Origin of the sequence: Sphingomonas sp. 37zxx (assembly GCF_000786205.1) — a bacterium.
GTDB lineage: Bacteria > Pseudomonadota > Alphaproteobacteria > Sphingomonadales > Sphingomonadaceae > Sphingomonas.
The window spans coordinates 1-20,052 of record NZ_JROH01000041.1 but is presented as its reverse complement, the minus strand read 5'-3'; the positions used below and the strand labels follow the sequence as shown (position 1 = coordinate 20,052).

Annotated in this window: 20 protein-coding genes; 11 read left to right on the top strand and 9 right to left on the bottom strand. The window is 63.8% G+C overall.

The window, feature by feature from the left end; translation table 11 throughout:
- Positions 1 to 15: 15 nt before the first annotated feature.
- Genes QU44_RS17845 through purM form a run of 3 tightly spaced genes read right to left on the bottom strand, consistent with a single transcriptional unit; the run spans position 16 to position 2,439 of the window.
- Positions 16 to 381 (bottom strand): GIY-YIG nuclease family protein, encoded by a 366-nt coding sequence (locus QU44_RS17845; RefSeq protein WP_197054327.1) that lies wholly within the window; start codon positions 379 to 381, stop codon positions 16 to 18.
- A complete protein-coding gene (gene purN / locus QU44_RS13565; RefSeq protein WP_033922865.1) occupies positions 378 to 1,343 on the bottom strand; it encodes a phosphoribosylglycinamide formyltransferase in 966 nt (321 codons plus the stop codon). The genes QU44_RS17845 and purN overlap by 4 nt, the downstream gene beginning before the upstream one ends.
- Entirely contained in the window at positions 1,333 to 2,439 is a 1,107-nt protein-coding gene (purM, locus tag QU44_RS13560; protein ID WP_033922863.1) for a phosphoribosylformylglycinamidine cyclo-ligase, read from the bottom strand. The genes purN and purM overlap by 11 nt, the downstream gene beginning before the upstream one ends.
- A gap of 63 nt (positions 2,440 to 2,502) precedes the next feature.
- Here purM and QU44_RS13555 point away from each other — a divergent pair, with 63 nt between their 5' ends.
- From QU44_RS13555 to QU44_RS13540, 4 genes are read left to right on the top strand one after another with little or no spacing between them, the layout of a single operon-like run.
- Positions 2,503 to 3,750: a hypothetical protein gene (locus QU44_RS13555; RefSeq protein ID WP_033922861.1), complete on the top strand. Its 1,248-nt coding sequence runs from the start codon at positions 2,503 to 2,505 to the stop codon at positions 3,748 to 3,750.
- Positions 3,747 to 4,412, top strand: coding sequence for an HdaA/DnaA family protein (locus tag QU44_RS13550; protein WP_052134855.1), 666 nt, complete (start codon positions 3,747 to 3,749; stop codon positions 4,410 to 4,412). The genes QU44_RS13555 and QU44_RS13550 overlap by 4 nt, the downstream gene beginning before the upstream one ends.
- A complete protein-coding gene (locus QU44_RS13545) occupies positions 4,409 to 6,610 on the top strand; it encodes an RNA degradosome polyphosphate kinase (RefSeq protein ID WP_033922859.1) in 2,202 nt (733 codons plus the stop codon). Before QU44_RS13550 ends, QU44_RS13545 begins: the two co-directional genes overlap by 4 nt.
- 29 nt (positions 6,611 to 6,639) lie before the next feature.
- Entirely contained in the window at positions 6,640 to 8,124 is a 1,485-nt protein-coding gene (locus QU44_RS13540; protein WP_033922875.1) for a Ppx/GppA family phosphatase, read from the top strand.
- Here QU44_RS13540 and QU44_RS13535 read toward each other — a convergent pair.
- Positions 8,111 to 8,401 (bottom strand): I78 family peptidase inhibitor, encoded by a 291-nt coding sequence (locus QU44_RS13535; protein ID WP_033922857.1) that lies wholly within the window; start codon positions 8,399 to 8,401, stop codon positions 8,111 to 8,113. The genes QU44_RS13540 and QU44_RS13535 overlap by 14 nt on opposite strands.
- Positions 8,398 to 9,573 carry a ribonuclease D gene (gene rnd / locus QU44_RS13530; RefSeq protein ID WP_033922855.1) on the bottom strand — a complete coding sequence of 392 codons (1,176 nt, stop codon included), beginning with the start codon at positions 9,571 to 9,573 and terminating at the stop codon, positions 8,398 to 8,400. The genes QU44_RS13535 and rnd overlap by 4 nt, the downstream gene beginning before the upstream one ends.
- A gap of 174 nt (positions 9,574 to 9,747) precedes the next feature.
- Between rnd and aspS the strand changes: the two genes are divergently transcribed.
- Together aspS and QU44_RS13520 are read left to right on the top strand one after the other, a co-directional pair.
- Positions 9,748 to 11,541 carry an aspartate--tRNA ligase gene (gene aspS / locus QU44_RS13525; protein ID WP_033922853.1) on the top strand — a complete coding sequence of 598 codons (1,794 nt, stop codon included), beginning with the start codon at positions 9,748 to 9,750 and terminating at the stop codon, positions 11,539 to 11,541.
- Positions 11,542 to 11,650: 109 nt separating this feature from the next.
- Positions 11,651 to 12,484, top strand: a complete 834-nt coding sequence (locus QU44_RS13520) for a polyphosphate kinase 2 family protein (RefSeq protein WP_052134854.1) — start codon at positions 11,651 to 11,653, stop codon at positions 12,482 to 12,484.
- On the opposite strand, the gene QU44_RS13515 is transcribed toward QU44_RS13520, so the two are convergent.
- Positions 12,481 to 13,155, bottom strand: a complete 675-nt coding sequence (locus tag QU44_RS13515) for a carbonic anhydrase (protein WP_052134856.1) — start codon at positions 13,153 to 13,155, stop codon at positions 12,481 to 12,483. The genes QU44_RS13520 and QU44_RS13515 overlap by 4 nt on opposite strands.
- Positions 13,156 to 13,278: 123 nt before the next feature.
- Between QU44_RS13515 and lipA the strand changes: the two genes are divergently transcribed.
- Together lipA and QU44_RS13505 are read left to right on the top strand one after the other, a co-directional pair.
- A complete protein-coding gene (gene lipA, locus QU44_RS13510) occupies positions 13,279 to 14,217 on the top strand; it encodes a lipoyl synthase (RefSeq protein ID WP_033922869.1) in 939 nt (312 codons plus the stop codon).
- Complete coding sequence (locus tag QU44_RS13505; RefSeq protein ID WP_033922851.1) at positions 14,217 to 14,693, top strand: type II toxin-antitoxin system RatA family toxin; 477 nt, start codon at positions 14,217 to 14,219, stop codon at positions 14,691 to 14,693. Before lipA ends, QU44_RS13505 begins: the two co-directional genes overlap by 1 nt.
- Here the strand turns inward: QU44_RS13505 and QU44_RS13500 are convergent.
- From QU44_RS13500 to QU44_RS13490, 3 genes are read right to left on the bottom strand one after another with little or no spacing between them, the layout of a single operon-like run.
- On the bottom strand, positions 14,639 to 15,163 hold the full coding sequence (locus QU44_RS13500) for a CinA family protein (protein WP_033922849.1): 525 nt from the start codon (positions 15,161 to 15,163) through the stop codon (positions 14,639 to 14,641). The genes QU44_RS13505 and QU44_RS13500 overlap by 55 nt on opposite strands.
- Entirely contained in the window at positions 15,160 to 15,693 is a 534-nt protein-coding gene (locus tag QU44_RS13495; protein WP_033922847.1) for a hypothetical protein, read from the bottom strand. Before QU44_RS13495 ends, QU44_RS13500 begins: the two co-directional genes overlap by 4 nt.
- A complete protein-coding gene (locus tag QU44_RS13490) occupies positions 15,693 to 16,847 on the bottom strand; it encodes a bifunctional 2-C-methyl-D-erythritol 4-phosphate cytidylyltransferase/2-C-methyl-D-erythritol 2,4-cyclodiphosphate synthase (RefSeq protein ID WP_033922845.1) in 1,155 nt (384 codons plus the stop codon). Before QU44_RS13490 ends, QU44_RS13495 begins: the two co-directional genes overlap by 1 nt.
- Before the next feature lie 89 nt (positions 16,848 to 16,936).
- Here QU44_RS13490 and dusB point away from each other — a divergent pair, with 89 nt between their 5' ends.
- The 3 genes from dusB to QU44_RS13475 all read left to right on the top strand — a co-directional run.
- Entirely contained in the window at positions 16,937 to 17,950 is a 1,014-nt protein-coding gene (dusB, locus tag QU44_RS13485; protein WP_033922844.1) for a tRNA dihydrouridine synthase DusB, read from the top strand.
- Positions 17,947 to 19,008, top strand: a complete 1,062-nt coding sequence (locus QU44_RS13480; RefSeq protein WP_033922842.1) for a two-component system sensor histidine kinase NtrB — start codon at positions 17,947 to 17,949, stop codon at positions 19,006 to 19,008. Before dusB ends, QU44_RS13480 begins: the two co-directional genes overlap by 4 nt.
- On the top strand, positions 19,005 to 20,052 hold a 1,048-nt coding region (locus QU44_RS13475; protein WP_033922867.1), incomplete at its 3' end, for a sigma 54-interacting transcriptional regulator. The genes QU44_RS13480 and QU44_RS13475, both read left to right, overlap by 4 nt.

The following is a 20,052-nucleotide window of genomic DNA, read 5'->3' as shown; positions in this document are numbered from 1 at the left end:
AAACCGTGGGATTTTTCAGCAGCCTGCTAAATACTCGACATGCCCTTTCGATAGGTCATCATCACTAGTTGTAACAGCGATTGCTGTTTCCCAAAAGTCTCGCTGCTGAGCGCTTTGTTTTATGCGTTCGCGGACACTATTTGCGGAGCCAATATACACCCGCAATCCACCGATCGCGTCGGTGTCTGGCCCTGCCAAAATATAAATGCCCGTCCGATCTAGCTCTGCTCTACTGGTCAGGGCACTGAATGTCGCGCCCGTCGCGACGAAAGTTAGGCCTGTCCAACCATGAATAGTAGCTTTGCGGAGCCCATTGGCCGTACCATTCACCAGGAACAGCTGAATTGTTCGACCAAATTGCTCGTCGCTCATCTCAATCAAAACTCCGCCATTACATCTATCATCCGAGTCAGCCGCTTTGGCGCAACGCTGCGCCAGCTTCGGCTTAGCCAGTCGGCGATATGATCCCAGTCAGTGCGCCCGGTGTCGAGGCGGATCGCGATCCAGCCCGAGGGCGCATAGAATTTGGGTAGATAATAAAGCTCCGGATCCTGATCCACGAGCGCCGCCTGCTCGTCCGCGCCGCTGGTTTTGACCAGCAATGCAATGGCTTCCTCGCCGTGGTGATGGATCGAGACATAGGCGAAATATTTGGCGGCCTTTTCGCCGCCCACGCGCCAGCCGGGTGCGCCGTGCGACGGGCGCGCGTCGGTTTCGGGCAATGCCAGCGCCAGTTCGCCCACCTGGGCGACGATCCATTCGGGATCGGCCTCACGCGAAACATAATCCGCCAGCGTCCGTGCATAAAGCTGATGCTCGGCGATCAGCACGCGCGCGGCCAGCGTATCGGCGGTGTCACCGGGCTGAATCGCCACCGCGCACTGTCCCAGCACCGGCCCGTCATCGAGCGCTGCCGTCACCAGATGCACGCTGCATCCCGCAACGGCATCGCCAGCGTCCAGAGCGCGTTGATGGGTGTGCAGTCCCTTATATTTGGGCAGCAGCGAAGGATGGACATTGAGCATCCGCCCCTCCCAGCGACGCACGAAGCCGGGGGTGAGGATGCGCATATAGCCCGCCAGCGCGACATGATCGGCCCCGCTTGCGCGGATTGCCTCGTCCATTGCGGCATCGTGGCTTTCGCGGTCCATTCCCCGGTGCGACAGCGCGAAGGTCGCCACGCCCTCCGCCGCCGCGAGCCTCAGCCCGGCGGCATCGGGTTGGTTGGAGGCGACCAGCACCACTTCATAGGGGCAACTAGGCGCGCGCGAGGCATAGAGCAGCGCGGCCATATTGGTACCGCTGCCCGAAATCAGGATCGCGACGCGCGCTTTAGCCCGCATGAGTCGCGGTCCAGCCCGCGCGCGCGCTCCAGGTTTCGACTGATCCGGCGACGGTGCAGCCCTTTTCGCCCGCCTCGATCCGCCCGATGCGGTGGACCGTTTCGCCCGACGCCTCCAGCGCGGCGGATATGGTATCGGCTTCGTCCGCCGCGACGATCGCGACCATGCCGATGCCGCAATTGAACGTGCGCGCGAGTTCTTCGGGCTCGATCCGCCCCTGTGCTTGCAGGAACGCCATCAGGCGGGGAAGGGGCCAGCTATCGGCGTCGATCATCGCGTGACACCCATCGGGCAGCACGCGGGGCACGTTTTCGAGCAAGCCGCCGCCGGTGATATGCGCGAGCCCATGAATTTGCCGGGCGCGCAGCAGCGGCAACAGGCTGGCGACGTAAATCCGCGTTGGGGCCATCAGCGCGTCGATCAGCAGGACATCCTGATCGAACAGCGACGGGCGGTCGAGCTTCCAGCCATGATCGGCGGCAAGGCGGCGAACCAGCGAATAGCCGTTCGAATGGACCCCGGCGGACTCCAGCCCCAGAATGACGTCGCCCGGGGCGATCGCACGGCCGTCGAGCAATGCCTCGCGCTCAACCGCGCCGACGCAAAAGCCGGCAAGGTCGTAATCGCCATCGGCATACATGCCGGGCATTTCGGCGGTTTCGCCCCCGATCAGCGCGCATCCCGCCTGGCGGCAGCCCTCGGCAATGCCGGCGATTACCCGCTCGGCGACGGCGTTGTCGAGCTTGCCGCTGGCGTAATAATCCAGGAAAAACAATGGCTCGGCACCCTGGACGATCAGATCGTTGGCGCACATCGCGACCAGATCAATCCCGACCCCGTCATGCCGGTCATGCTCGATCGCCAGCTTCAGCTTCGTGCCGACGCCGTCATTGGCGGCGACCAACAGCGGATCGGTGAAACCCGCCGCCTTCAGATCGAACACGCCGCCAAAGCCGCCTAGCGACGCATCGGCGCCGGGCCGCCGAGTCGCCTTTGCCAATGGCGCGATCGCGCGCACCAATGCATTGCCCGCGGCGATCGACACGCCTGCTTGTGCGTAGGTATAGGAGCCGCCGCTCCGATCGGAATCGCTCATCCGACAGCGCCTAGCCATATCGCCCTTGGATTTCCACGTCCGCTTCGCCAAAAGGCACACGATATGTTTCAGCTTTCGATTTCATTCGCGCTTCGCGCCGGCGCGGGTCTTGCCCTTATCGGGGCCGGCGGGTTCGCGCTCGCGCAGATCGAAGGGGGCAGTGGCGCAGCGCCGATCGCCAGTTCGGGCAGTTTCGAGGTTTCTAGCGTCGCGGTCGATGTCGTGGGTGCCAATGCCGAGGCGGCGCGGTTGGGCGGCTGGCGTCTGGCGCAGCGCAAGGGCTGGGCGCAGCTTTCGCAGCGGCTGACCGGGCGCAGCACCTCGCTTTCCGATTCGGCGCTCGATTCGCTGGTGACCGGGATCATCGTCGAGGACGAGCAGATCGGGCCGAAACGCTACATCGCCAAGCTTGGCTTGCTGTTCAATCGTGCGCGGGCGGCGCAGATTTTGGGCGTGTCGAATACGCTGGTGCGATCGCCGCCGATGCTGATCGTTCCGGTGCAATGGTCGGGCGGGGTGGGCACGACGTTTGAAAGCGCGACGCCGTGGCAGGCGGCATGGGCACGGTTTCGCACCGGCAACAGCTCGGTGGATTATGTTCGCCCGGCGGGCAGCGGGCCTGATGCGCTGTTGCTGAACGCCGGCCAGCAGGACCGGGCCGGGCGAGGCTGGTGGCGAACGATCCTCGACCAATATGGTGCAGACGACGTGCTGTTCCCCGAGGTCCGCCTGTATCGTCAATGGCCCGGCGGCCCGGTGATCGGCGCGTTCAGGGCGGGCTATGGTCCCGACAATCGCGAACTCACCCGGTTCACATTGCGCGTGGACAATGGCGATGGCCTGCCGGCGCTGCTCGACGCCGGGGTGAAGCGGATGGACGAGGCGTATCAAGCCGGATTGCGCAATGGAACGCTTCGCCCCGACACGCTGTTGGCCGCCGTCGTTCCTGACCCCAATGCTGCAGCTGCCACGGAGGAGTTGAGCGAAGGCGACGATCTGGAGGGGCTTTCGGAAACGCCGATCGCCACCGCGATGGTGTTCAGTGTGCAGTTCGATACGCCATCCGCTGGTGCGGTCGCGTCGTCGGAGGCGGCGGTGCGTGGGGTTCCGGGTGTGCAATCGGCGATCACCGGCAGCCTTGCTCTCGGCGGAGTATCGGTGATGCGGGTCAGTTATGACGGTAGTGCCGACGGGTTGGCAGCAGCGCTGGCGGCGCGGGGTTGGGAGGTCGATCGCAACGGCACTACGCTTCGTATTCGGCGGCCACAGGCGGCCCCCCCAGCCCCGGCGGAGGCGGCACAGGACGAATGACCCAGCTTCGCCTGCCGCTCCAACGACCCGAGGGAGCGCGCAAGGACGAGTTTATCGTCGGCGACGCCAATGCCCGTGTCGTCCACCATCTCGAACATTGGGGAACGTGGCCTGTCATGGCAGCTTTGCTGGTGGGGCCGCGCAAATCGGGGCGCAGCCTGCTCGCGCGGCTGTTTACGAGGCGTGCCGGTGGACAGATGATCGACGATGCCGGGCGCGCCTCGGAAACCGCGATCTTTCATGCCTGGAACCTGGCGCAGGCCGATCACAAGCCGTTGCTGCTGGTGGCGGACTTTGCGCCGCCTGAATGGAGCGTTCGGCTGCCCGATCTTCGGTCGCGACTGGCCGCAACGCCAGTGCTGCGGATCGAAGAGCCCGATGACGGGCTGTTCGCCGCGATCCTTCGCCAGCAATTCGACCGCCACGAACTGGACGTGCGCGAGGAAGCGATCGGGTGGATGCTCAAGCGGGTCGAGCGGACCTATCTGGCGCTGACGCGGATCGTCGATGCGCTCGACAATGAAGCGATGGCGCGCGATACCCGGCGGATAACGCTGCCTTTGGCCCGATCGGCCTTGCAAGCATCGGGGCTGCTGGTCCACATGCGCGGCGAACTAGACCTGGGCGATTGCCCCGCCCCAACACCGCGCGAGGAAACATGACCCGGCCGGTACGCCCTAATTTCGAGACGCCCGGCGTCGACTTGACCGACGACGATCCGTTCGTCGCGCGCACCAGCAGCCGCTATTTCAATCGCGAGCTTTCCTGGCTGGCGTTCAACCGCCGGGTGATGGAGGAGGCGCGCAATCGTGCCCATCCGCTGCTGGAGCGGCTTCGCTTCCTGTCGATATCGGGATCGAACCTCGACGAATTTTTCATGGTCCGCGTCGCCGGATTGAAGGGCCAGCAGTTGCAGGAGGTCGAACTGCGCTCGATCGACGGGCTGACGCCCAGCCAGCAATTGAGCGCGATCGTGGCGGGTGCAAGCGATCTGGCGCACGCGCAGCAGGCGGTGTGGGACGATATTCGCGGCGACCTGAGCAATGCGGGGATCGACGTGCTCGAACCGGCAACGATCACCGGCGAATCGGGCGAATGGCTCGAGCGGCATTTCCGCGAGCAGATTTTCCCCATCCTCACCCCGCAGGCGCTAGATCCCGCGCACCCTTTCCCGTTCATCCCCAACAAGGGGTCGAGCGTGATTTTCGACCTGGTCCGCAAGTCTGACGGGCAGGCGATCCGCGAGCTGGTGCTGCTGGCATCGACGCTACCGCGCTTCATCCGCTTGCCCGCCGACCCGGCGCGCTACGTGACCGTCGATGCGATGCTCAAGCGGTTCGCGCCACTGCTGTTTCCGGGCTATGAGATCAAGGCGGCAGCGTCGTTCCGCGTGCTGCGCGACAGCGACATCGAACTGGAGGAAGAGGCCGAGGATCTGGTGCTGTACTTCCGCACCGCGATCAAGCGGCGGCGGCGGGGCCGGGTGATCCGGCTGGAGATGGAAACCGGCATCAGCCCCGAACTGGAAGCGGTGCTGAAGGAAGAACTGGGGGGCAGCGACGCACTGCTCACCGAGACCGGCGGTTTCCTGGGGATCGGCGATCTCGCCGCGTTGGTCGAGGAAGACCGCCCCGACCTGAAATTCCCGCCCTTCTCGCCACGTTTCCCTGAGCGGATCCGCGAATATGGCGGCGATTGCTTCGCGGCGATCAAGGCCAAGGACATCGTCGTCCATCACCCCTATGAATCGTTTGACGTCGTGCTGGCGTTTCTGAAGCAGGCGGCGGGTGATCCCGACGTGGTTGCGATCAAGCAGACGCTGTACCGCGCGGGCAAGCAATCGGCGGTCGTCAACGCGCTGATCGCCGCCGCCGAAGCGGGCAAATCGGTGACCGCCGTTGTCGAACTCAAGGCGCGCTTCGATGAGGAGCAGAACCTGCTCTGGGCCTCGGCGCTCGAACGCGCGGGGGTGCAGGTGGTCTATGGCTTTATCGACTGGAAGACTCACGCCAAGGTGTCGATGGTCGTCCGGCGCGAGGGCAATGAGTTTCGCACCTACTGCCATTTCGGCACCGGCAATTATCACCCGGTCACCGCCAAAATCTATACCGATCTCAGCTTCTTTACCGCCGATCCCCGGCTGGGGCGCGATGCGGCGAAGATTTTCAATTACATCACCGGTTATGTCGAACCCGTCGATCTGGAACGGTTGAGCATCAGCCCGCGTGATCTGCGGAACTCGCTGATAGAATTGATCGATCAGGAAATTGCGAACGTCCGCTCGGGCAAGCCCGGCGCAATCTGGGCCAAGATGAACTCGCTGGTCGATCCGGCGGTGATCGAGAAGCTGTACGAAGCGAGCGGGGCGGGGGTCGAGATCGACCTGATCATTCGCGGCATCTGTTGCCTGCGCCCCGGCGTTCCCGGCATGTCCGATCATATCCGGGTCAAATCGGTGGTCGGACGGTTCCTGGAGCACAGCCGAATCTGGGCTTTCGGCAATGGCAAGGCGCTGCCCAATGACGGCGCGCGGCTGTATATTTCGTCGGCTGACTGGATGCCACGCAACCTCGACCGGCGGGTGGAGTTTATGTTGCCGATCATCAATCGAACCGTCCACGATCAGATACTGGATCAGGTGATGGTCGCGAACCTGCTCGACACCGAACAAAGCTGGGAATTGCAGCCCGATGGCCAATATGAGCGCGACGAACCCGGCACGCGGCCGTTCAACCTGCATCGGTATTTCATGACCAATCCTTCGCTGTCGGGACGCGGCGCGGCGCTGTCCGCGCGCGAAACGGTGCCCAAATTGTCGCTACGGCGCAGGCGTACGCCCGCCGGTGGCGGCGCGGCGTGAGCCTGTTCTTCCGCAAACCACATGCCGACATGCGCCTAGGGCATAAGCGCACCGCGATCATCGACATCGGATCGAATTCGATCCGTCTGGTCGTGTATGAGGGGCCGCCGCGGTTGCCCGCGACATTGTTCAACGAAAAGGTGATGGCGGGGCTCGGGCGCGGCCTTGCCGAAACCGGACGGATTGCCGACGAGGCGCTGGCGGTCGCACGCCCGGCGCTTGCACGGTTCGCGATGCTTGCCCGCGAAATGGAAGCAACCGAAGTACGGACGGTCGCCACCGCCGCCGTCCGGGACGCCAGCAATGGTAACGAGTTGATCGCCATGGCCGAGCGCGCCGGGCTGACGGTCGAGACATTGTCGGGCGAGGAAGAGGCGATGGCGGCCGGGCACGGCGTGTTGTCGGCGATACCCGACGCCGACGGCATCGTCGGCGATCTGGGCGGGGGCAGCCTGGAACTGGTGCGCGTTCACAATGGCACCATCCATGAGCGTGTGTCGTTCCCGCTGGGCGTGCTGCGGATCGGCGCGCTTCGTGAACAGGGCAAGGGCGTGCTCGATCGCAACATCGCCCAAAGGCTGCGGGATGCCGGTTGGACCGGACGAGGCATTGGCCTGCCGCTATATCTTGTCGGTGGGTCGTGGCGGGCGCTGGCGCGGCTCGACATGCATCAGACCGGTTATCCGCTGCCGGTGATCCATGGCTACACCATGGGTGCCGATACCGTCGCGCGGATCATTCGCACGCTTGGCCATATTTCCAAAGGCAAGTTGCGAGCGATCCCGAACCTTTCCAGCGGTCGTATCCCGACGATGCGCGATGCAGCGTCGGTGCTGAGTTCGCTCATCCGTCACCTGGGACCGGAGCAGGTTGTCGCATCGGCCTATGGGTTGCGCGAGGGGCTGTTGTTTCAGCGGCTTGACCTCGACACCCAAAGGCAAGACCCGCTGATCGTCGCGGCGCGTGCCGAAGGGCAGCGGCTTGGCCGGTTTCCCGAGCATGGCGACTTGCTCGACCGCTGGATCGCGCCCTTGTTCGCCGACGAGAGCGAGGCGCTCGCGCGGCTTCGCCATGCCGCCTGCCTGCTCGCCGACGTAGCGTGGCTCGCGAACCCCGATTTCCGCGCCGAACGTGGGCTGGAAGTGGCGCTGCACGGTAATTGGGTGGCGATCGACGCATATGGCCGGGCATTGCTGGCGCAGGCATTGTTCACCCGTTTCGGCGGTGGCACCGAATCGCCCGATCCGCTGGTCCGGCTTGCCGATCCCGATGCCCTCGAAACCGCGATGCGTTGGGGCCTGGCGATGCGGCTGGGCCAGCGGCTGAGCGGCGGCGTGGCATCGCCGCTTACGTGCAGTGCACTGGCGAAGTCGCCGGGTGCGCTCGAACTGCGGCTGGATGACGGCGCTGGCGACCTGTATGGCGAAGCCGTCGAGCGACGGCATCGCGCGCTGGCGGCGGTATTCGGGCTGACGGCGGCCTGTGTCGGCAGCGACGGGCTCAGCCGCAGCTAAGCTTTACGATCAGGCCGCTGCCATCGACTTCGACGTTCAGCCGGTCGGTGCGGAAATCCATGGTCAGCGCCGATCCGGTTTCGTAGCGGCGAACGACGGCCGCGCCCGATTCGGCTTTTGCCCGGTCGATCAGCGCAGGGGTGGCGCGGTCCCCGGCAAGCCCCGCCATCTTGCTGACATCGCATTGCGCGCCAGCCGCGGCTGCGGGCGTCGTTACCTCGGGCATCGGCGTGCAGCCAACCAGGGCAAGCATCGATATCGGCATCCAGCGGATCATTCGGCGTCCTCGGCGCGAGTCATCTTCAGCTTGCCGCCCTTGACCGCAAAGGCCAGGTGTCCCTCGACCAGCGCCAGCGCGTCGCGGCCGAATTGCTCAAAGCGCCAGCCCTCGAGGATCGACAGTCCTTCGCGCTGGCCGCCGGCCAAGGCCTCGAGGTCGTCGCTTCGCGCCAACAGCTTCGAGGCAACGTTGATGTCGCGCGAGCGGATCTTCAGCAGCAGCTTGAGCAAGTCGGCGACCAACGCGCCGTCCTTGCCCATCCCGTTCTTGCGATCGTCACGGCCGGGCATTTCATCGGCGGGCATCGGCACCGCCGATTCGATCGCCGCCATCAGACGCGCGCCGATGTCGTTGCCCGCCCAGGTGGCCGAAAGCCCACGAACCTTGGCGAGATCGCTTTGCTTGCGCGGGGGATTGCCCGCGAGGTCGGCGATGGTCTCGTCCTTGACGATTCGCCCGCGCGGCAGATCCTTGCCCTGCGCTTCGATCTCGCGCCATTTCGCCAGCGCCTTCAGCCGGCCCAGAACTTCGGGCTTGCGGCTGGCGATCCGCACCCGGTGCCATACTTCCTCGGGGTCGTTGAAATAATTGGCGGGATCGGCCAGGCGCTCCATCTCTTCGTCCAGCCACAGCCCGCGCCCGGTTTTGCGCAGCTTTTCGAGCATTTTGGGGAAGATCACCGCAAGATGAGTCACATCGGCGATGGCATAGTCGATCTGGCGCGCATCGAGCGGGCGGCGCGACCAGTCGGTAAAGCGCGCGCCCTTGTCTACGGTGATGCCGAGATAGCTGTCGACCAGATTGGAATAGCCGATCTGTTCACCTTGCCCCAGCGCCATGGCGGCGATCTGGGTATCGAACAGCGGATGCGGCGTCTTGCCGGTGAGGTTATAAACGATTTCGATGTCCTGGCCCCCGGCGTGGAAAACCTTCAGCACGTCCTCGTTCTCGGTCAGCAGGTCGAGCACCGGCTTCATGTCGATACCCGGCTGCATCGGATCGATCGCGGCGGCTTCGTTCGCGTCGGCGATCTGAATCAGGCACAATTCGGGCCAATAGCTGTTTTCGCGCATGAACTCGGTATCAACCACCACAAAGGGCGACTGCGCCAGGCGGTGGCAGAGATTGGCGATGGCGGCGTTGTCGTCGATAAGACCATGAATATGCATCCCGCCCCCATAGCCCGGTCTGTCGCCTTGACAAAGTGGGGTAGGGGAAGGATGCGCGGCCACCGCATATTTAACCGTCGTCCCGACCAAATCCGGGGTCTTCCGCCACAGCCGCAGCGCGCGTGGCACCAGGCCCGAGTTTCGCCGGGGTGACGAAAGACTGGAAGAACAGCCATGCACGCTTATCGCACACACCATTGCGGTGCCCTTCGCGCCGAAGATGTCGGACAGGAAGTCCGCGTATCGGGCTGGGTCCACAAAAAGCGTGACCATGGCGATCTGGTGTTCGTCGACCTGCGCGACCATTATGGCATCACCCAGATCGTCACCGAAGTCGACGGTCCCGCCTTTGCGGTGATCGAGTCGCTGCGTAGCGAATCGGTGGTGACGATCACCGGCAAGGTGGTCGCGCGCTCACCCGAGGCGGTGAACCCCAATTTGCCGACCGGGGCGATCGAGGTTCGCGCGATCGAGGCGACGGTGCAGAGCATGGCGCATGATTTGCCGCTCCCGGTATCGGCCGAGGCCGATTATCCCGAAGACATCCGGCTTCGCTATCGCTTCCTCGACCTGCGGCGCGAGCGGATCCACGCCAACATCATGCTGCGCTCGAACGTGATCGCTTCGCTTCGCAACCGGATGATCGGCCAGGGTTTCACCGAATTCCAGACGCCGATCCTGACCGCGTCTTCGCCTGAGGGCGCGCGCGACTATCTGGTGCCCAGCCGGGTCCATCCGGGCAAATTCTACGCGCTGCCGCAGGCACCGCAGATGTTCAAGCAGCTGCTGATGGTCGCTGGCTTCGACCGTTATTTCCAGATCGCGCCATGCTTCCGCGACGAGGATGCACGCGCCGATCGCAGCCCAGGTGAATTTTACCAGCTCGATTTCGAGATGAGCTTTGTGACGCAGGAAGATGTGTTCCAGGCAATCGAGCCGGTGCTGCACGGGGTGTTCGAGGAATTCGCCGACTGGCAGGGCAAGGGTCGCCAAGTTTCGCCGCTCCCCTTCGCGCGGATTCCTTACCGCGAGTCGATGCTGAAATATGGCAGCGACAAGCCTGATCTTCGCAACCCGATCATCATCACCGATGTGACCGATCATTTTCGTGGGTCAGGCTTCGGTCTGTTCGACCGGATCGTCGAAGGCGGCGGTGTGGTGCGCGCGATCCCCGCGCCGAATACCGCAGGCAAGAGCCGAAAATTCTTTGACGACCTCAACGATTGGGCACGTAGCGAAGGCCATGCCGGCCTTGGCTACATCACCCAGAAGGGCGGCGAGTTCGGCGGGCCGATCGCTAAGAATCATGGCGAGGAAGCGACGCGCAAGCTGGTCGAGGCGCTTGGCCTTGGCCCCGATGACGGCATTGTCTTTGCCGCGGGCAAGGAACTGCAGGCGGCCAAGCTCGCGGGCGCGGCGCGCACCCGGATCGGCGAGCAGCTTGAGTTGATCGACCAGAACCGCTTCGAATTCTGCTGGATCGTCGACTTCCCGATGTTCGAATATGACGAGGAGGCCAAAAAGGTCGATTTCAGCCACAACCCCTTCAGCATGCCGCAGGGCGAGATGGCCGCGCTCGAAGGCAAGGACCCGCTCGACATCCTGGCATATCAGTATGACATCGTCTGCAACGGCGTTGAATTGTCGTCGGGCGCGATCCGGAACCACAAGCCCGAGATCATGTACAAGGCGTTTGAAATCGCCGGCTATTCACAGGAAGACGTCGATCGTGATTTCGCGGGCATGATCAACGCCTTCAAGTGCGGCGCACCACCGCATGGCGGATCGGCACCCGGCATTGACCGGATGGTGATGCTGCTCGCGGGCGAGCCCAATATCCGCGAAGTGGTGTTGTTCCCGATGAACCAGCGCGCCGAAGACCTGATGATGAGCGCGCCATCGGCGGTGAGCGCCAAGCAGCTTCGCGAGCTGCACATCCGCGTGGTGGAGCCCGCGCCCAAGGCGTGAGCCGGGGCGTGGCCCGGCCCGTTGAGGGTGATGCAAGCATTGCGGTCCGGGTTGGACCCAACTCGCGTCATGCTTGCATCATCGGGCCGGGGGTGAGCATGCTGCTCCGATGGCCAAAACTTCGAAGCAATCCGCCCCCGCCTCCGCCGCCAAGCGCGAGGGCAGCCTGAACCTGTCGAATTACGAAGCGGGGAAGAAGTTCAAAGGCGACTATGACGAGGCGCTGAAGGCGGTGCAGCAGCGGCTGTGGCAAGTGCAGGTGGCGCATATCGTCCACAAGCGTGCCGCGATCATCGTGCTCGAAGGCTGGGACGCCGCCGGCAAGGGCGGCATCATCAAGCGGCTCACATCGAACTGGGATCCGCGATTTTTTGAGGTGGTGCCGATCGCAGCGCCATCCGCCGCCGAAAAGGCGCGACATTTCCTCTGGCGTTTCTGGCAAAGGCTCCCGGCGCGGGGCCATATCCACATCGCCGATCGCAGTTGGTATGGGCGGGTGCTGGTCGAGCGGGTCGAGGGCTATGCCAGCGAAGCCGAATGGCGGCGCGGCTATGACGAAATCAACGCATTTGAAGCCCAGCAAATCGCGATCGGCACGACGATCGTGAAGCTGTTCGTGCATATCACGCAAGAAACCCAGGACCGCGAATTCGCCGAGCGGCTGAACGATGCGTGGAAGCAGTGGAAAACCGGGGCGGACGATTATCGCAACCGGGCACGCCGCGCGGACTATCTGGTGGCGATGGACGAAATGTTTGCGCGAACATCGACCGTGCAAGCCCCTTGGCAGATCATCGACGGCAACAGCCGCAAGGCTGCACGGATCGCGGCACTGACTGCGATTGCCGATGCGTTGGAAGCCAAAGTGCCGATGACGCCGCCCACGCTCGACCCCGATTTCGAGGCGATGGCGCGGGCGGCGTTGGAGCGTTCGCCGGATTAGCCTTGCGGCGAAGCCATCGCGTCAGTGTCGACTTGCTCAGGCTGGGCGAACGTGAATTTGCCATCTTGGCCCATTACGCGAAGCTGCCCGTCCTCCAGCGCGAAATAGGCACCGTGTAGCGTGAGCGATTTGTTGGCGATCGCCTTTTGCACAAAGGGAAAGCTCTGAAGGTTGGTCAGCGATGTGCGGACCGCTTCATATTCCATTTCGCGGCCTGCGTCGGGACCATCGCCGCAGCGGCTTTTCACGCGCTCGCGTGCTTCATCCAAAATGGTGACCCAGCTGGCGATAAAGCCACCTTCGCCCGGTTCGGCGTCGCGGAACGCGCCGCTAAGGGCTGCATTGCAGCCGCCACAGGCACCGTGACCCATCACGACGATTTCTTCCACCTGCAGCTTGGTCACCGCGAATTCCAGTGCCGCCGAAACGCCGTGAAAGCCCGCGCGCGTCTCAAACGGCGGGACAAGCGCCGCGACGTTGCGAACGACGAAAATCTCGCCAGGCAGCGTGTCGAAAATCTGCGACGGCTCGACGCGGCTGTCGGAGCAGGCGATCACCATCACCTTCGGGCTTTGCCCCTCGCGCAATTCCAGCCACCGATCATGTTGCCGGCGAAGGTCGGCCGTGCGGAAGCGGTGGTAACCGTCAACAAGGTGGGTGAAATAGGTCATTGTCATCCTCTCGGGAACTGGCGGTTGCTAGCCTAAACCAATTTAGCACTGACTAACAAATCGATGGAACGGATAGTGGTTCCCGGCATTGTTTTGGCATGGGTTGGTGGCTATCTGCCCATCATGACCGATGGTATCGCCCGAGCAACCCCAGCAATCAACCCGCCACGCGCACGCAAGCCCGACTGGATTCGGGTGAAGGCACCCAATTCGACGGGTTTCGCCGAAACCAAGGCGCTGATGCGCCGCCTCAATCTGGCAACAGTCTGCGAGGAAGCGGCCTGCCCCAATATCGGCGAATGCTGGACCAAGAAACACGCGACGGTAATGATCCTGGGCGATGTCTGCACGCGCGCCTGCGCGTTTTGCAACGTCAAGACCGGGATGCCGCGCATGGTCGACCCGCTCGAGCCGCAGCATACTGCCGATGCGGCCGCTGAGTTGGGCTTGCAGCACATCGTCATTACCTCGGTCGATCGCGATGATCTGCCCGATGGCGGCGCATCGCAGTTCGTCAAGGTGATCGAGGCATTGCGGCGGACCACACCCGATACGACGATCGAAATCCTGACCCCCGATTTCCGCAACAAGGCGCAGGCGGCGGTCGAGGCGATCGTCACCGCGCGGCCCGACGTGTACAACCACAATCTGGAAACCGTGCCGCGGCTCTATCCGACGATTCGGCCGGGCGCGCGCTATTATGCTTCGCTTCGGCTGCTCGAAAGCGTGAAGCGCCACGACCCGACGATCTTCACCAAATCAGGCGTGATGATGGGACTGGGCGAGCAAAGGCTCGAAGTGCATCAGGTGATGGACGATATGCGATCGGCGGATGTCGATTTTCTGACGATGGGCCAGTATCTTCAGCCGACACCGCGTCACGCGAAGGTCGAGGATTTCGTGACCCCGCAGGCGTTCGATGCCTATGCCGCGATCGCGCGCGCCAAGGGTTTCCTGCTGGTTGCATCGTCGCCGCTTACCCGGTCAAGCTATCATGCCGGCGAAGATTTCGCCCGGTTGCGGGCAGCACGCGAGCAAAAGCTGGGGCGTGTGCGCACCTAATGCCCAAGCATACCGAGACGCGGCATTTGCCGTATTCGCCTGAGCAGATGTTCGACATGGTCGCCGATGTCGGTCGCTACGCCGATTTCCTTCCCTGGGTCAGTGCGATCCGGGTGCGGTCGCATAATGAGTCCGAGTTGATCGCCGACATGATCGTCGGTTTCAAAGGGCTTCGAGAAACCTTTACGTCCAAGGTGCAGTTGGAACGGCCCGGCCATATCCACGTCGCCTATCTCGACGGGCCGATGAAGTATCTAATAAACGACTGGAAATTCCGCGATGACGGCAAAGGCGGCTGCCTCGTCGATTTCTGCGTCGATTTTCAGTTCAAGAATCGGATGTTCGAGATGCTGGCGGGCCAGGTGTTCGATCGTGCGCTTCGCAAGATGATCGGCGCGTTCGAAGACCGGGCAGCGGTGCTTTATGGCTCGACCGCCGGCGGCATCAATAGTTCAAGCGCACAAAGCGCCGCCTGAAGCCGCACGCCGCCGCGCCCGGTATCGGGGAAATCACGCGCGTCGGCCATTACTTCGCGTGGTTCGTCGCTGCGTTCGGCGACCGCGAAGACCACCCGGCCCACCGGCTTTTTGTCGGTGCCGCCGCCGGGACCGGCGACGCCGGTAATGGCGACGGCGATGTCGGCGCTCGATCGCAGGATGGCAGCCTGTGCCATCTGCCACGCCACCGCGACCGATACCGCTCCGAACGTGTCGAGCACATCGCCGCTGACGCCCAGCATCATCTTCTTGGCTTCATTCGAATAGGTAACGAAGCTGGCGTCGAACACGTCGGACGAGCCGGGGATTTCGGTGAGCGCTGCTGCGACCAAACCGCCGGTGCAGCTTTCGGCCAGCGTGATGCGGCGACCGATGGCGCGGTTTGCCTCGATCACCTTCGTAGCGGCGTCGATCAGTTCCTGTGGCAGCAACGTGTCGCGATGAGTCATCGGGTTGCTCCGGCGGGGCAAATGGTGAGGGGCAGGCGGCGGCGCGCTTCGGCGTCGTTGTCACCGGCGAGTTGCAGGATGGTCGTAACCAGCGATGCGGCATTGCGCGCTGGCAAAGGCTCCAGCAGCGAAACGACTCGCTCGATACTCGCGCAATCCTCCGCTCGGATCTGCTGGATCAGCAGGGGGGCCATCATCGGCGCGACCGCGGGCTGGGCGAATTGCGAATCGAGTATCTGCTGAATATCGGCACCCGCGATCCGCGCGAGGGCTGCGCGGGCCAGCGGCCAGGCATTGGCCGACTCGCTCTGGAACTTGGCGAGGAACGGCCCCGATTGGCGGCGAAGCAAGGCATTGGCGGGCAGGTTCGCCGAGCAGGTGCGGCCCGTCTGGCGAATAACTTCGGGCGCCATGTACAGGAACAATGCCTCGGCCTCACGCTGCGGCACACAGGGCCGCGCGGTTTGAGCGATGGCGATACCGGGAACTGCGATCGCGACGATGATGGTCAGCAGGGACGCGATACGCATTACATATTTCCTGGCAGGCGGACGGTGGCGGTGGCCATGGCGGCTATTCCTTCGCCCCGTCCGGTAAACCCCAAACGCTCGGTAGTGGTTGCCTTTATGCTGACGCGGCTGATCGACAAGCCAAGCAAGTCGGCAATCCGCGACCGTATCGCGTCGCGATGCGGGCCGATCTTTGGCGCTTCGCAAATAAGGGTAAGGTCGACGAAATCGAGGATACCGCTCTGCGCCGCAACCAGCCCGGCGGCGTGCTGCAGAAACTGCGCCGAATCGGCCCCCTTCCATTGCGGGTCACTCGGCGGAAAGTGCATGCCGATATCGCCAGCCGCGATCGTTCCCAGCAGCGCGTCGGTGATCGCATGCAGCCCGACATCGGCATCGCTATGCCCCGACAGTCCCTTGTCATGCGGGATCAGCACGCCGCCCAGCCATAGTTGCTCACCCGCCTCGAGCCGATGGACGTCATAACCGCTGGCCGATCGGCTGATGAGGTTGGTCGCATGCGCAGCTTCAGCGGCGGCGAAATCGCCTGGGTGGGTAACTTTTTCGAGCATGCGATCTCCTTCGACGATGCCGACCGCGTGGCCGGCAGCGCGCAGCATCTGTGCGTCGTCGGTCGCTTCGGCATCAGCAGGCCAAACGCGGTGCGCGGCCAATAGTTCGGGCAAGTGAAACGCCTGGGGCGTCTGAATACGCCGTAGCTCGTCTCGCGAGACCGTGTCACCCAGCCGCGCATCGCCACGGGCCAGCGTATCGGCCACCGGCAAGGCTGGCACCGCCCCCTTATGGTCAACCAATGCAGCCAGCAGCGAATCGATGATAGCCCGCGACACGAAAGGTCGGGCAGCGTCATGGACCAGCACCCGGTCGAAGCCCTGTCGTTCCAACGCTTCGATCCCGTGCCGCACCGAATCGCGCCGGGTCGCGCCGCCGGTCACGAACGGGATGTCCCCCATCGCCGCGCGCAAGCTAGGCACCTGATCCTCGGCGATCACCACCAGGATGGCGTCGACCGCCGGATGGTCAGTGAATGCGCCATAGGAATGCGCCAGCATCGGTTTGCCAGCAAGCATCGAGTATTGCTTCGGACGATCGCCACCCGCGCGGACGCCTTGGCCGGCGGCGACGATCAGCGCGGCGGTGCGGTGCTTGGCCATCGCTGCCGCCTAGCGCAAGCCGGAGACTGCCGCCAGTCTTGCCATTGTCACGCCCCGGCTGTAGTGCTTGCCCGATTTTTAGGCACGCCATGCAAACCCCAAAGCTCCATAACTTCAGGCCGATCGAGATCGGGTCGGTGCGTATCGACAGTCCGGTGCTGCTGGCACCGATGACCGGCGTGACCGATCGGCCGTTCCGTACCCTGGTTCGCCGTTTCGGATCGGGACTGAACGTCACCGAGATGATCGCCAGCCAGGCGATGATCCGCGAGACCCGCCAGTCGCTGCAAAAGGCCGATTGGGATGTGGTCGAGGAGCCGATCTCGATGCAGCTTGCCGGCTGCACGGCCTATGAGATGGCCGAAGCCGCCAAGCTGAACGAAGATCGCGGCGCGGCGATCATCGACATCAACATGGGCTGCCCGGTCAAAAAGATCGTCAATGGTGACGCAGGCTCGGCATTGATGCGCGACCTGCCCAATGCCGCAGCGATCATCGACGCCACCGTGAAAGCGGTGAAGGTGCCGGTGACGCTGAAAATGCGGATGGGCTGGTGCCATGATAGCCTGAACGCTCCCGAACTTGCGCGGATCGCCGAAGACCTGGGGGTCAAGCTGATCACCGTGCATGGCCGGACGCGGAACCAGATGTACAAGGGGTCGGCCGATTGGGCGTTTATTCGGCGGGTGAAGGATGCGGTGTCGCTGCCGGTGATCGCCAATGGCGACATTTGCTCGATCGCCGATGCTGAAGCCGCGCTTGAGCAATCGGGTGCCGATGGCGTGATGATCGGACGCGGTGCCTATGGTCGGCCCTGGCTGTTGGGGCAGGTGATGCAGTGGTTCGCCACGGGCCGCGAAGTCGCCGATCCGTCGATCAGCGAGCAATATGACCTGATCGCCGAGCATTATGACGCGATGTTGAGCCATTACGGGATCGAAACCGGGGTCAACATGGCGCGCAAGCATATCGGCTGGTACACGCGCGGACTGCATGGATCGGCGGAGTTCCGAAACCGCGTGAACCAGATTGCCGATCCGCGCACCGTGCAGGCGATGCTGGCGGAATTTTACGCCCCCTGGCGCTCGCGTGCGGCGGCGTGATCGCCAAGGCGGGCTCGCCTGCATTTACCGATTTGTTCGCGGCGTTGCCGGTGGCAGTACTGGTGCTCGATGCCGGCGATGGCGTGATGTTCGCCAACAGCGCATGCGAACAATTGCTCAACCAGTCCGAGCGATCGATGCTGGGGCTTGGCTTTCATCAGGTCCTCGACCTTCCCGAGGAATATGCCGCGCGCCGCGACCGCGGTCTGGCATTGTTCGACACCGAGCTTTCAACGCAGCGCGGCCATCGCATTCGCGTCGATCTGATCGAGGCGATGCTGGCGGATCACCCGGGCTGGCGAGTTGTGACGCTGCATGACCTGGCGGTGGCACGGCGGCATACGGCCGGCGACCGGGGCGCGGGCGGGCGAGCCGCTGTGGGCGCAGCAGCGATGCTGGCGCATGAGATCAAAAATCCGCTTTCGGGCATTCGCGGTGCCGCCCAGTTATTGGGATCGGGCGGCGGTGATGGCGAGTTGACCGAATTGATCACCACCGAAGTCGATCGGATCGCGGCGCTGATCGACCGGATGCAGGATTTCACCGACACCCGGGCACCCGCGCTGGCCGCCGCCAATATCTATCCACTGCTCGCTCATGTCCGCCGCGTCGCCAGTGCGGGCTTTGCGCGTGATCTGGTGATCGAGGAGAAGTTCGATCCCTCGCTGCCGCCGGTGATGCTCGACAAGGATCGCTTCCTGCAGGTGATGCTCAACCTGCTCAAAAATGCCGCCGAAGCCGTAGCCGGGCAGGAGGAAGGGCGCATCGTGATCACTACGGCGTATCGCCACGGCATGTCGGCCAGCGTCGGGCCTGGTCGCCCGCGCCAGCCATTGCCGATCGAAATCTGCGTCATGGACAATGGCCCCGGCGCACCCGCCGATATTGCCGCGCACCTGTTTGAACCCTTCGTCTCGGGCAAGCCCGAAGGGCAGGGCCTTGGCTTGCCGCTGGTCGACAAGCTAGTGCGCGATATGGGCGGCATCGTCGGGTATGCGCGAGAGGGAGAGCCTGAATGGACGGTGCTGCGCCTGCTGCTGCCGCGAGCGCGCGGATGAACCCCGTCGGCAGCATTTTGGTGTGCGACGATGACGCCGCGATCCGCACCGTAATCGCGCAGTCGCTGAGGCGGGCAGGGCATCGGGTGACCACCGTCGCAACACTGGCATTGCTTCAGGCCGAAACTGCCAATGGCCTGCCCGATGTGGTGGTGACCGACGTGATCCTGCCCGACGGCAATGGGCTGGACCTGGTAATGACGCTGACCCAGCAGCATCCGCGCCTGCCGGTGATCGTATTGTCGGCGCAAAATACGCTGACCACGGCGGTGCGCGCGACCGAGGCGGGGGCCTTTGATTACCTGCCAAAGCCCTTCGACCTAGACGTGTTGGCGGATACCGTGCGCGGGGCATTGGCGCGCCGGATGGTGCGGCCTGTCGATGCGATCGACGGCGAAGATCCCGGCGTGCCGCTGATCGGAAGATCGCCGCCGATGCAGGAGGTGTACCGGGTCATCGCGCGGGTGGTGGCGAACGATCTGACGGTGTTGATCTCGGGCGAATCGGGCACCGGCAAGGAGCTGGTGGCGCGCGCGATCCATGATCTGGGACCGCGTCGGCAAGCGCCGTTCATCGCGCTCAACATGGCGGCGATCCCGCGCGAACTGATCGAAGCCGAGCTGTTCGGCCATGAACGCGGTGCATTTACCGGCGCGGCGGCACGGGTAGCGGGCAAGTTCGAGCAGGCAGCGGGGGGCACGCTGTTCCTCGACGAGATCGGCGATATGCCAATGGAGGCGCAGACGCGGCTGCTGCGTGTGCTGCAATCGGGCGAGTTCACGACCGTGGGTGGGGCAAGAACGATCCGCGTCGACGTTCGAATCGTCGCTGCCACGAACAAGGAATTGCAGGTCCAGGTGGCGCAGGGCCAGTTTCGCGAGGATTTATATTATCGGCTGAACGTGGTGCCGATCGCGCTGCCATCGCTTCGCGAACGGCGGCAGGACATCGGATTACTGGCGCGCCATTTCCTCGACCGCGCCGCCGAAAACGGCTTGCCGCGCAAGGGCATTGACCGCGCCGCACTGATGGCGCTCGAGGCGT